Annotated in this window: 13 protein-coding genes; 7 read left to right on the forward strand and 6 right to left on the reverse strand. The window is 50.1% G+C overall.

Features of this window, described 5'->3' with window-relative positions:
• Positions 1 to 328 precede the first annotated feature (328 nt).
• The 4 genes from Q0231_RS05575 (at position 329) to Q0231_RS05590 (ending at position 4249) form a co-directional block, all read left to right on the forward strand.
• Positions 329 to 1198, forward strand: a complete 870-nt coding sequence (locus Q0231_RS05575; RefSeq protein WP_269393838.1) for an ATPase — start codon at positions 329 to 331, stop codon at positions 1196 to 1198.
• A 98-nt stretch (positions 1199 to 1296) separates the two neighbouring features.
• Positions 1297 to 2208, forward strand: a complete 912-nt coding sequence (gene metA / locus Q0231_RS05580; RefSeq protein ID WP_299346101.1) for a homoserine O-succinyltransferase — start codon at positions 1297 to 1299, stop codon at positions 2206 to 2208.
• Positions 2209 to 2517: 309 nt separating this feature from the next.
• A complete protein-coding gene (locus Q0231_RS05585) occupies positions 2518 to 3699 on the forward strand; it encodes a hypothetical protein (RefSeq protein ID WP_299346104.1) in 1182 nt (393 codons plus the stop codon).
• 7 nt (positions 3700 to 3706) lie between these two features.
• Complete coding sequence (locus tag Q0231_RS05590) at positions 3707 to 4249, forward strand: PadR family transcriptional regulator (RefSeq protein WP_299346107.1); 543 nt, start codon at positions 3707 to 3709, stop codon at positions 4247 to 4249.
• Here Q0231_RS05590 and Q0231_RS05595 read toward each other — a convergent pair.
• From Q0231_RS05595 to Q0231_RS05610, 4 genes are all read right to left on the reverse strand, one after another.
• On the reverse strand, positions 4246 to 5418 hold the full coding sequence (locus Q0231_RS05595) for an MFS transporter (RefSeq protein WP_299346110.1): 1173 nt from the start codon (positions 5416 to 5418) through the stop codon (positions 4246 to 4248). The two genes, Q0231_RS05590 and Q0231_RS05595, sit on opposite strands and share 4 nt — an antisense overlap.
• 91 nt (positions 5419 to 5509) lie before the next feature.
• Positions 5510 to 6049 carry a DUF2087 domain-containing protein gene (locus Q0231_RS05600; RefSeq protein ID WP_299346113.1) on the reverse strand — a complete coding sequence of 180 codons (540 nt, stop codon included), beginning with the start codon at positions 6047 to 6049 and terminating at the stop codon, positions 5510 to 5512.
• A gap of 193 nt (positions 6050 to 6242) precedes the next feature.
• The gene (locus Q0231_RS05605) at positions 6243 to 6725 is read right to left on the reverse strand and encodes a hypothetical protein (RefSeq protein ID WP_299346115.1); all 483 of its coding nucleotides are present in this window, start codon (positions 6723 to 6725) and stop codon (positions 6243 to 6245) included.
• A gap of 11 nt (positions 6726 to 6736) precedes the next feature.
• The gene (locus Q0231_RS05610; RefSeq protein WP_299346119.1) at positions 6737 to 7645 is read right to left on the reverse strand and encodes a DMT family transporter; all 909 of its coding nucleotides are present in this window, start codon (positions 7643 to 7645) and stop codon (positions 6737 to 6739) included.
• An 83-nt stretch (positions 7646 to 7728) separates the two neighbouring features.
• Between Q0231_RS05610 and Q0231_RS05615 the strand changes: the two genes are divergently transcribed.
• Complete coding sequence (locus Q0231_RS05615; RefSeq protein WP_299346122.1) at positions 7729 to 8076, forward strand: helix-turn-helix domain-containing protein; 348 nt, start codon at positions 7729 to 7731, stop codon at positions 8074 to 8076.
• Between the two features lie 117 nt (positions 8077 to 8193).
• On the opposite strand, the gene Q0231_RS05620 is transcribed toward Q0231_RS05615, so the two are convergent.
• A complete protein-coding gene (locus tag Q0231_RS05620; RefSeq protein WP_269393829.1) occupies positions 8194 to 8451 on the reverse strand; it encodes a YjhX family toxin in 258 nt (85 codons plus the stop codon).
• A 324-nt stretch (positions 8452 to 8775) separates the two neighbouring features.
• On the opposite strand from Q0231_RS05620, the gene Q0231_RS05625 reads away from it, so the two are divergent.
• Positions 8776 to 10221 carry a YcjX family protein gene (locus tag Q0231_RS05625; protein ID WP_299346127.1) on the forward strand — a complete coding sequence of 482 codons (1446 nt, stop codon included), beginning with the start codon at positions 8776 to 8778 and terminating at the stop codon, positions 10219 to 10221.
• The gene (locus Q0231_RS05630) at positions 10218 to 11249 is read left to right on the forward strand and encodes a TIGR01620 family protein (protein WP_299346130.1); all 1032 of its coding nucleotides are present in this window, start codon (positions 10218 to 10220) and stop codon (positions 11247 to 11249) included. Before Q0231_RS05625 ends, Q0231_RS05630 begins: the two co-directional genes overlap by 4 nt.
• On the opposite strand, the gene Q0231_RS05635 is transcribed toward Q0231_RS05630, so the two are convergent.
• Positions 11246 to 11929, reverse strand: a complete 684-nt coding sequence (locus tag Q0231_RS05635; protein ID WP_299346133.1) for a DUF899 domain-containing protein — start codon at positions 11927 to 11929, stop codon at positions 11246 to 11248. The genes Q0231_RS05630 and Q0231_RS05635 overlap by 4 nt on opposite strands.
• Positions 11930 to 12083: the final 154 nt, after the last annotated feature.

Raw genomic sequence — 12083 nt, forward strand, 5'->3', positions numbered from 1 at the left:
CCTGAAGCCCCGTCACTGCAGTCGCCAACGCACCATAAATACCCATTACATTCTCCTTTTGATCACGACGCACGCATCTGTTGCCAAATAGAATGCAATTACAGTGCCAGATTCATAACGCCTTGATTCAAAAGGATTTCATTAAAAACACACGGCACCAAACGCCTGTTATGCGGCAGATTCAGCCCGGCACACGGCAAGTTTTACCCACCACGCAACAGAATGAACCAAACACATATTGTCTGGCTTGCGGGCGCAACCATTCTCAGCTATGAGCAATTCAACGTTTATGCGCCCTGCCATTTGGGGCCCAACCTCAAGGTGCAAAATGCTTTTTGCAAGCGCAAATGAGTATCAAGAGAGCCCGCAAAAAGCGGTGACGACCTTTGGTATGTCTGGCGTTGGCAAAACCATGGTCGCCAGTCAGTTGCGCCGTTCAGGTTGGTTTCACTATTCTGTCGATTATCGCATTGGCACCCGCTATATGGGCGAGCATATTGTCGATAACTTCAAAAAGCGGGCGATGCGCGACCCATTTCTTGCGGGCCTATTGCGCTCCGACAGTATTTATATTGGTTCAAACATCACGTTCCACAACTTGTCACCCCTTTCGACCTATTTGGGACAACCTGGCGATCCAGAAAAAGGTGGGCTTGAATTTGCCGAGTTCAAACGCCGCCAAGCCCAACACCGCATTGCTGAAATATCGGCTATGCAAGATACCGCCTATTTCATCAAACGTGCGCAGGACATTTATGGCTATGATCACTTCATAGCTGATACGTCCGGTTCATTCTGTGAAGTGGTTGACCCCAACGATCCAAACGATCCGGTAATCCAAGCGGTCACACCTCACACTGCCCTTTTGTATATTCGTGGCACACAAGAAGACGAACAACGTTTGATTTCAAACTTTGTCAAAGCGCCCAAGCCCATGTATTATAGCCCAGACATGCTTGAAAACGCTTGGGGCCGGTACAAGGCCGAAAAGAACATTGCTAACGATAAAGATGTGGACCCAGACGATTTTGCTGTTTGGGGCTTCGCCGCCCTTGTGCGTCATCGTTTGCCTATTTATCAAGCGATCGCCGACAAATTTGGCTACATCGTAGAAGCACGCGACTATGAAACCATCCGCGACGACAAAGATTTCGACGCGATGATGATGATGGCGGTTGCACACCGCCATGCTGGTTGAGTTCTTAACCTCTTCCGCCTAAATCTTCTTTACCCTTAAATGTTGAAAACCCAGATCTGACCCGTCAGATTTTTAGCAACTCAAATTGGAGTATTTCCATGCCCATCAAAATTCCCAACGATCTGCCCGCTCGCAAAGTGCTGGAAGCAGAGGGCGTTATGGTAATGGACGAAGATCGTGCTGCCCGGCAAGATATTCGCCCGCTGCAAATTGGTTTGCTCAATCTCATGCCCAACAAAGAGCGCACAGAAACGCAGTTCACAAGACTGATCGGTGCAACGCCTTTGCAGGTAGATCTCACTTTGGTGCGCATAACCGAGCATCAATCCAAGAACACACCTCAAACGCACCTCGAAAGCTTTTACAAAACTTGGGACGAAGTGAAACACCGCAAGTTTGACGGTTTCATCATCACCGGCGCCCCCATTGCGCATTTGGAATTTGAAGATGTGGGCTATTGGGACGAGATGAAAGAAATCATGGATTGGACGCGCACCAATGTGCACACAACCATGTTTGTGTGCTGGGGCGCGCAAGCGGCTTTGCATTACTTCCACAAAGTTCAACGTTTCCGCCGGCCTAAAAAGGCCTTCGGTGTCTATCGTCATCAAGCAGCTGCAACTGCCTCGAAATATCTTTTGGGCTTTTCAGACGATTTTGCCATTCCCGTTTCGCGCATCAACGATATCGACGAAGCGTCGGTGCCAAAGGATTTGGAGATTTTGGTGAGTTCGAGCGAAGTGGGTCTTTGCTTGCTGGATGATGCAGAAAATCGCCAGTTGTTCATGCTCAATCACCTCGAATATGATCATCGCTCTTTGGCTGAAGAGTATTTGCGTGACAAAGAAGCAGGGCTCGACATCCAACCGCCGATCAACACTTTTCCGAACGACGATGTGACCAAAGAACCGTTAAACCGTTGGCGCTCACATGCCTATTTGCTGTTCGGCAACTGGATCAACCAGATGTACCAAACAACCGAATATGATCTGGATAATATCGGCAAATAATCGCGATATCTGATTCACATCATCAGCAAACACAGCCAAGCGATTGATTTCTCAACGCTTGGCTTTTTTGCGCCTACCAAATTCAACCACCGCATCAAATTGGCTTGTTACGTGTTGGCGCACAACAGCATTCCGATCCGCGCGATCAACGATTAGTCACTCCATTATGGCAAGCCGTCCCGCACTTGATGGGGGACCAGTTGGATTATCGCCCCACCTTGGACTTTTCGCCCTTCGCCAAAATCACACTTGCAATATATCTAATAGATACATATATACCATCCAGACCGATTACTTTGGAGCAAAAATATGAAACGTGTTTGGTATGTTGTGGTTCCTCTTTTCATTTTGGTTGGAGCGGTTGGCGTGCTTTATTCCCAACTTCAACCTGCACTACCCAAGCCGACGGGCCCCAACATTGTGGGCTACCAACGATTTGCCGTGGAACAAGGCGAGCGCTGGGTTGATTTGCAAATCTTCTATCCAGCGACTGCCAAAACCGACCAACAGCCCCAAGCGATCCCCGTGGAGTTGGCGCAAGAGTTTGGCAAGGCCTACAACGCTCCAACCATCGCTATGCAAGACGAGCGGGCCCTGCCCGCTTACACAGACGCACCTGTGGCCAATGGTCAGCACCCAATTCTCGTCTTCAATCACGGTCACGGTATGTATGCCACTCAGAATAGCCACCAGATTACCGAACTGGCCAGCCACGGGTACATCGTTATTGCCCTCAACCATCCCCGCCACAGCTTATTGAGCAAAAATGAAGTGCAAACAGTTCTTCGCGGTCCGGACATCGCCGATTATGAAGATGATGAGATAAAAACACTCCTATTGCGCCAACAGCGCGGTAACAACGAACTGCGCGCCGCCAATTCACTCAACGAATGGAATGTAGCCATGAGCGCAATTCAACAAGAAGCATTTGCAGACATTGTGGACCAATTCCCCGAGTGGATTGAGAACAATAGTCTGGTGCTGAACGCTTTGCCAAAACTACAAACGGGGGAAATTGAAAATGCGTTGGCTGGCAAAATGGACCTCGATAAAATCGGATACTTTGGCCACTCGTTCGGCGGTGCGGTTGCAACCCACATGGGCATGAACGACGAGCGCATCAAAGCCGCCTTCAATTTGGATGGCCCCGTTTTCACCTGGTCATTGAAAGAAAGCCCAACCGCAAACTTCTGCTTCGCATATGCAGACTCCAACAACCAAGCCGGCATCCCAAGCGATTTCTCATGGGCCAACCGCCAAATCGCCATCGCCACCCATGGCTGCGAGCGCACGTTTAAAGGCGCATCTCACATGAATTTCAGCGATCTCAATGAGATCAAAATGATGAAATGGCTCGGACAACTAGGGCCGATCGACAACATAGCAATGCGCGAAAACCTCAATGCATCTTTGCTTCAGTTCTTTAACCTGCACTTGCGCGGCACTGGCGAAATCGCCAAGCTTGCGGGCACCGAACTGATTCAACACTGAGTACGCCATGCAAGATATGATCATTTTAGGGCTCCTCGCTTACAGCGAGGCCAGTCTTTATGACCTAAAAAAGACCATGGAGCGCTCAACGACGATGTTTTACAACACATCAATCGGCTCCATCCACCCAGCCCTGATAAAGCTCGAAAAACAAGGCTATGTAACGAGCCAAAAAGAAGCAACAGGCAAGCGCATCAAAAAAGTCTACAAACGCACCCCAGAAGGCGCTGAAGCGTTCCAGGCGTGGATCAGCGAACCCATCGCCGTGTTCAAAACCCGCGACGAAAGCATGTTACGCTTATTCTACATGGGCCATATCAAAGGCGATGTGAGCACCCACATCCAACTCTATATCGATGAGGCGGATCAATGGATTGTTTTGCTTGAAAGCATGCTAGCCGCACAAGACCTTTCAACAGTGCCCCAAGAACTCAAAAAAGTAGCCTTCTTCCAATTCGCCACCATGCGCTATGGTCTAGATACGATCAAATTCGGCAAACAATGGTACAAACAATTGTTGATTGATTATCGCGCGCAACAATTTGATTAAACACGGCCAGCAATCGCTGTGCGCCGCTCTGCCAATCCAACCGTCAACCACCACACCAAACAAGCCCCTGCCCCAATGGTCACCGCCACATACATCATTGGAATTGGCGAGGCACTGGTCAGCGAGAACGCACCAAGAAGCGTTGTAAGCATACCAGCCATTGACCCAAGCGACTGATCAAACGCGGCTAGCCGCGCTGCGCGTTCTTTGGGTTGCTGAAACACATACCCCATAATCGACACTGAAAAACTGGTCTTAGAAAGCGTCAGCAACATAAACATCAACGGGATCATATAAATCGAAAATGGTGACGGCACCGCAAATGCCAAGCCCAAAAATCCAACAACCACGCCAAACCACGACAAAGCGATCATCCCGGACGGAAAACCCGACGGCTTTTTGCCCCAACGCACGAAAGCTAGATTGACCAACAAGCCGGTCGCCGCAGAAAGGGACAACGCAACCGATAACAGTATTTTGGGCACTTCGAACAAGTTCAACGTATAGGGCATCAAGTTCGACATCATCACCGAAAGGCCACTGACCCCAACAATGGGCACGCCCATCAACAACCATATCTTTAAGCCAACACGCGCGCTCGTCGTTTCCGGCTTTGCGCTAACGGCTTGGCTCGACTCTTCTACGCCAGCAAATTTGCCCATCACCACCAGTGGCAACACCAAAATGCAAGCAACAGCACTCACGACAAACACGAACTTCTCGCCAATCACCACGCCAAGCACACCGCCCACCAACGGCGCTGCGATGCGCGCGCCAGAGTTCGTTAGGTTAGTCCAAGCTGCAAACTTGCCATGCTCACGATAACGTTCAGCAAGCGCCGCAATTGTGGGATAGAACAGACCAATCGCAGCTGACCGCAGGGTCACCAAGACCAGCAGCATCGCCAAGTCATTGACCCAAAACATCATCCCCGTCGCCAAAGCGCGAACAACAAGCGAGAACAACATCAAATCCCGTGCCGAATATCTCGCAACCAAACGCGCGTAATATTTGCCCAAAATCGACAATGGCAAAAACATCGCCACTGCGATAAAGGCCACGCCTTTTGCATCAGCTTGCAACACGTAACCGGCGAATGTGAGAATAGAAATAAAGTCAAGCGAAGCGGTAACCGCTGCGACCGCCATAATGGCCAACAATTTATACATGAGGTGCCGCTTGGCGCTCCAAAACTGAATACGGCCCCTCAATAGTTGCGATTCTACCCGCCATGTAAAGCACAGGAAATTGCAGGACGGTTCAACCTGACCTGCTTTTCAACGCCCCAATCAACGCCACAGCCTCAGCGGGCGGTTTTTGCTCAACCCGCAAATATTCGGACCCATCTTTGTTGCGCTGCAGCATATTATAGCCGACCATCACGCGCCTCAATGTCGCTGGGTCAGCAAATTCATGTTGGCTGTTCAAAATGTCGCTCACCTCTCGTTCTGTCAGAAATTGACCAGCAGGCAATTTTGACCACAGCACCCAAATGCAGACCTGTTGCACCTTGTTGCGTGCCGGCCAACGGATCAAACGACCCGCATCATCAAATTGGTTTAGACCGCGATCAACCAATGCATAATCCACCGCGCCCACCCGCGCAGAATTTGACAACCGCGCCTCAGATTTCTGCGCAGACTTCATATGTTGAAAATTACGAAACCCACCCGCCTTGGCCAACAAATTCAACATGCGAACATGGGTCAATGCTTGGGTATTTTGGCTAAGGTGTTTCGTTAGGGCGCGAGAGAATGCGGAAACATCCTCCACAAAAAGAGGTGTGACTTGCTTTGACATAATCATTCCTGCGTGCCGCTGAAACGTCGTTGGTCACTGACTTAACGAACCGGCACTGAATAAATGTTCAAATGCAGATCAAAGTGAAGCAGCTTTAGCTATCCCACAAAGAGACCAGTGACGCCTTGGTGCATGCTCGACCAACCTCAATTTAGCACAACAACATTGTTCGGCAATATCAAATTTGAACTATTCAATCGTACTCAGCAAAATCCTTCAATGACAGATCTGGTATATCACCGGTCCCCCACGTAATAACGGTCTTGTCGCCAATTCGGCCAATGGTTGATTTAACCAATTCGTGATCCCCACGGATTCTATGAATGTAAGCCAGAAACAACAGCGCATTATCAATTGAAAAGAATTTGCCCGTCTCTTCTTCATAATTGATCAACTTCAAGAAATGGTTTTCCGCCTCAACGTAGTTACCTAGAGCGATCGCAACGCCGCCGCTCAGGTAACGTAGCCTAAACTGGTCTGGATATGTCTTGTGGTACTCCTGTTCAATTTGTCGCGCTAACTCATAGTCATCAAATCGATTTGCAACGTAGAACCTATAAACGCCCAACTGTTCCGGCAGAAAATCGCCCACTTCAGCGCAGGCATCCACAAACGCAAATGCGTCAGTTTTGTTGAGATGGAGAATTGAACTTTGAAACTTTTCTATAAACTTCATTGCCTCAAACCCTATCGCTTCACGCTCATCACTGCGGCAGCGCGCACTACGGTTTTGCTGGTCACCAAATATATCGCCAAAACCACAACGGGCAATGCCAAGAGCTGGTTGGTGGTTAACTGTTCGCCAAGCCACAAGACCCCGATAATGGCTCCACCAACGGGCACCGCGAAATTGATCTGCGACATTTGTTTCGCTTCAATCCGGTTGACCAAAAAGAAGAAGATCATCATCGCAAACGCGGTGGGCACCACACCAAGAAAGATAACAGCAATCACCGATTCCGTACTCGGGGTGGCAAGGTTTGAAACATCCAGTGAAACCAGTGTCGCCACCCCAATAAAGAATGCCCCAACGCTCATAGATCCTGCAGCCATTTCCAACGGGTGCCGCTTTGGCGCCCGTTTTATCACCACCGTGTTCAGTGCATAGCAAAGCGCAGCACCCACCAGGGCGATTTGCCCCACAAGGTGTGACCCGATGGCTGAAAGTGCATCAATGCCGAATAACAATATAAGGCCACCAAATCCCAGCAACACGCCAAAAGTTGAGCGTTTTGTCAGCCGCTCCCCCGCTAAAACAAAGTGCGCCAACACAACCGACGCAATAGGCGCTACACCCATCAAAATTGCAGCAAGGCTGCTGCTCACGTGCAATTCACCATATGAGATTAAAAAGAACGGCAGCGCTGTGCCCATCACACCCGTAATGAAATATATGCGCCAGGCCGCCCAACTCATTTCAAAGCGCACGCCACGCGAAAGCATGACAGCGACCAAAATGATCGCGCCAAGCCCCATACGCCCAAACACCAACACGGCGGGATCAATTGTCTCAACCCCAATTTTGATGATCGCGTAAGACGAACTCCAGATCACAGCCAGCAACAGCCAAAGACCAACGTTTAAAGCTCTGTCCATTTGTCCCGCCTTCAGATCAACTTGCATCGCTACAATTTTTGTAGCATATTGCGCTACACTAATTGTAGCATCTGAGAAATGCAATGCCGGAATTCGACGAAAAATTTTCAGCCCAATTCCGCCCCGAAAGTCCCGTCAAAGGCTCAAAAACGGGTGAGCCGATTATGGCGCTTTTTGACCTTATTGGGCGCCGATGGTCCATGGGAATACTATGGAATTTGGCCAAACAGGACCGCACCTTCCGCGACCTACAAGCAAGCTGCGACTCTGCATCCCCAACCGTTTTAAACACCCGTTTGAAAGAATTACGTGCTGTGGGCTTGGTGGAAAAGACTGCAAACGGATACAGCCTCACCGCCAATGGCCGCGAGCTGTTTGAAAAGCTCGAGCCATTGGGGGAATGGGCCAAAAGTTGGACCAAAACGCTGTAGCGCGACGTTGATTCATCGCGCAAAGCGCCAGACTCAAATCATCAACAACTCAGCACAACCCCTTGCGACTGCATTGCATTTTTTTCTAATCCAACACAGCCGCAACACTGTTGACCTTTATCTATTATCGATTTGGGCGCGAACCGACAGGCGCCCTTTCCGAGATATGCGATAGGCTTTCCCGCCATAGGATTTTATAAATCCGCGTTTTTTTAGGCTTTGAAAAACATGCAAACTACAGTCAGAAAGCACGTACCCTTCTCTTGTATAACATTCGACAGATGCCACTTTTCCGTTTGGGTTTCGCACGAAATTAATCCGGCCACCCTGTGACAAGACGTGCAGCACACGCTGCTCAAATTTAGAAATATTCAATGGAGTTCTCAACACTATGCAATAGACGCACGGGCCTATGCCTCGCCAAGCGCAAAGGCATCCCGTAAGACTGAAAGTGCTCCGATGTTCAGGAGCTAGTGGTTTACCACAATCTCTTGCATAAAGTGTCTCCAGCGCAACGATTGGTTTGAATGCGCTTAATGTTGATTACCAACCTCCGACCCCATAAACAATCCTCCCCCACCCAAGAATTCTGTACAGTTGCATCCATGCAACGATCAACACAGAGCAACCAAGCCCTTGTGATCAGTCAAAAAATACCTACCTTGTGATCAACAAGGGCAAATCAAGGAATAAGGCTCCATGAGCAATTGGGCGGACGAAACACGCATCGCGCTCGACAATTTGGTGGACAATGTCCAAAACATTTTCACTCCAAATTTGCGGCTGGGGGTCACTGGTTTGTCGCGCTCAGGCAAAACCGTCTTTATCACCTCACTGATCAAGCAGTTGATTGAAGGCAACAATTTACCTTTGTTCAAACCGCTAGCACAGGGCCGCATCATCGGCGCAAAATTGGCACCCTTGCCCAACCACGCCATGCCCCGATTTGCATTTGAGGATCACCTGTCCGCCTTAACAGGGAAAGATCGACACTGGCCAACATCAACCCGGCAAATCTCAGAACTACGCCTAACCATCAAATATCAAAGCGCATCTTGGGTGGGGTCCATAACCGGGCCGCAAGAGCTCAACATTGATATTGTTGATTATCCGGGCGAGTGGCTTTTAGACCTCCCCTTGCTAGATAAATCCTTTGAGCAGTGGTCAACCGATGCTTTTGAACGCGCCAGCGAACCTGCCCGTCGTGACATGGCCAAAACATGGAAACAGCTCAGCAATGCCATCAAGCCAGTTGCGGAATTTGATGAGGCCGAAGCCCAGAAACTCAGCACCGCCTTCAAAGCCTATTTGACCGAATGCCGCGAAGACGCACATGCCTTATCCGCCTTACCGCCGGGTCGCTTTTTGATGCCCGGAGATCTAGAAGGCTCACCCGCCCTTTCGTTCGCACCGCTGCCTCCCCAATCTGGCACCAAACCCAACAACAGTTCTTACGCGACAACGGAAAAGCGCTATGAGGCATATAAAGACCTTGTGGTGCGCCCATTTTTTCGCGATCACTTCGCCCGCCTAGACCGCCAAATCGTGCTGGTCGACACATTATCCGCCCTTAATGCAGGCCCGGCGGCGGTCAAAGATTTGCAGTCCGCCATCAGCGAAATTCTGTCCTGTTTTCGCACGGGCCAAAACAACATTTTGTCGTCGTTGTTTTTCTCCAATATCGACAAAATCCTGTTTGCCAGCACCAAGGCGGACCATTTACATCACACCAGCCATAACCAGCTGGAACTCATCCTCAATCACTTGGTCGCCAACGCCGCGCGGGACGCGCAGTATAAAGGTGCCGCCACCTCTTCCATCGCCCTTTCGTCCGTCCGCGCCACCCGCGAAGGCGAAGTGGAACATGAAGGCGAAAACCTACAAACCATCATTGGCACGCCCCAAAAGGGCGAAGTGTTGGGCGACAAGACATACAACGGCAAAACCGAAATCGCTTTATTCCCTGGTGAGTTACCGCAAAAACCTGAATCAGTTTTTGATCCCAAGGCCGAACATATTGGCCAGCTCAAATTCTTACGCTTTCTCCCGCCAGCACCACAAACCACTGAAACAGGTCATTTCAAATTGCCCCATATCCGCATGGACCGCGCTATTGAGTTTTTAATCGGAGACAAGCTGCAATGAAGAAACCTGTCGCCATTGAAATAGACACCGCACCCAAATCCAAACCGGTTAAATCCGCCAAAGCGGACACGCCAAAAGCGCCAGTTGCGTTCGAAGTCGCTCAGGCAAAAATGCGAGAGCCAGATTTTAACGCTGATATCGAAATGGTCGACGATATTCCCCTGCCCAAACGCTCTATCTGGTCCAAACTCTTCTGGGCAGCGCTGGCCTTTTTGGTATCGCTTGGTACTGGCTTGGCGCTTGAACGTTTAATCTCCGATCTGTTCGCCCAATACCCCGCGCTTGGCTGGGTCGGCCTTGCTGCAGTTGGCGTTTTATTGCTGGCGCTTTTCGCGCTCATCATCCGCGAGTTGTTCGGCATATTGCGCCTGCGCAAGCTCGAGCATTTGCGCCACGCCGCACAAGTTGCCCACCAAAATCACAAGCTGCAAAATGCCAAAAACATCGCCAGCGATATTCGCTCTCTTTACGCAGAACGCGCTGATTGCGCCCGCTATGTCGCGAAATACGATCAGGGCGCAGATGGCGTTTTTGATGCCGATCATGTTTTACCATTTGCCGAACGCGAACTGCAGCACCCGCTCGACAAAAAGGCCCGCACAATCATCGCCAACTCAGCGCAACGCATTGCGCTGGTTACTTCCGTCAGCCCCCGCGCCATTGTCGATATTGCCTTCGTGCTCTACGAAAGCATTCGCCTGTCCCGCCGCATCGCCACGCTTTACGGTGCCCGCCCCGGCTTTTTCGGCTTCATGACCTTGTCCAAAGCCATTCTTGGCCACCTCGCCCTTACGGGCGGCATCGCCTTGGGGGATAGTGTGGTGCAACAACTCCTTGGCCATGGCGTTGCGGCCCGTATTTCGTCCAAACTGGGCGAAGGCGTCATCAACGGCCTCATGACCGTTCGCGTCGGCATCGCCGCCATGCGCGCCACCCGCCCAATGCCGTTCCTCAACGCCAAGGCCCCAACCGTTGGCGAATTTTTGCCAGACTTGATGAAAATTACTAAAGCGCCCGACAAGCCCTAATAACTATCTCTAAGGCGAAGCCACTCCATGCCATAGGCAAGCTCATCTTCGTCCCGCCCTTTTGGCGTGAGGTCCAGATAGTTGTAGGCCCCATTCATCAAGTCCACACCTCGGCTGAACGTGGAATAAGTGTGGTACACGTCCTCACCATTTCGCGCGAAAACACTAATGCCCGGCATTTCATCACCGCCTGAAAATGGCTGATAATTGTAGCGCGCCTCTTCGCCTTCTCTAAATGATACTTCCATGTCAAAGTTGAAGTCACTGGGCGCAGACGAGACCCAATCAAACGACCACCCCATACGTTTTTTGCACGGCAATAGTTTGCTCAACGGCGCGCGCGAAATCGTCTTAAAGGAAACATCGCGTGCAGCCAGATGCGCATCAATACCATCAAAATTGTCCGCCCAAAACGAACAGCTTTTGCAGCCATTTTCCCAATTTGAGCCCATCATGAAATGATAGATCACCAATTGTTCTTTCTCACCGAATAAGCCGCGCAAGTTTTCAGAGCCGCGCTCGGTTTCAAATTCATAGTCTTTTTCAACCTTCACCCAAGGCATTTGCCGCCTTTTTGCGCTCAGCTGATCGCGAAGGCGAGTAAACTCTTTTTCCTCCGCCAGCAAAGCCAAACGTTCATTTTCCCAGTCTTTTCGGCCAACAATTCTAATCGGTTGCATTACAATCTCCCTTGGACACAAGCCTATCATTGAAACTTCATTCAACAATATGTCGAACGAATTGCAGCAATTTTGACAAGCTGTGCCGCTTTCCATCATTTCAATAAAACAAGAGTTTTATTATCTTATTTACTTGACGATCCCAAAACTCAGG

The organism is uncultured Maritalea sp., assembly GCF_937139385.1.
Taxonomy (GTDB): Bacteria; Pseudomonadota; Alphaproteobacteria; order Rhizobiales; family Devosiaceae; genus Maritalea; species Maritalea porphyrae_A.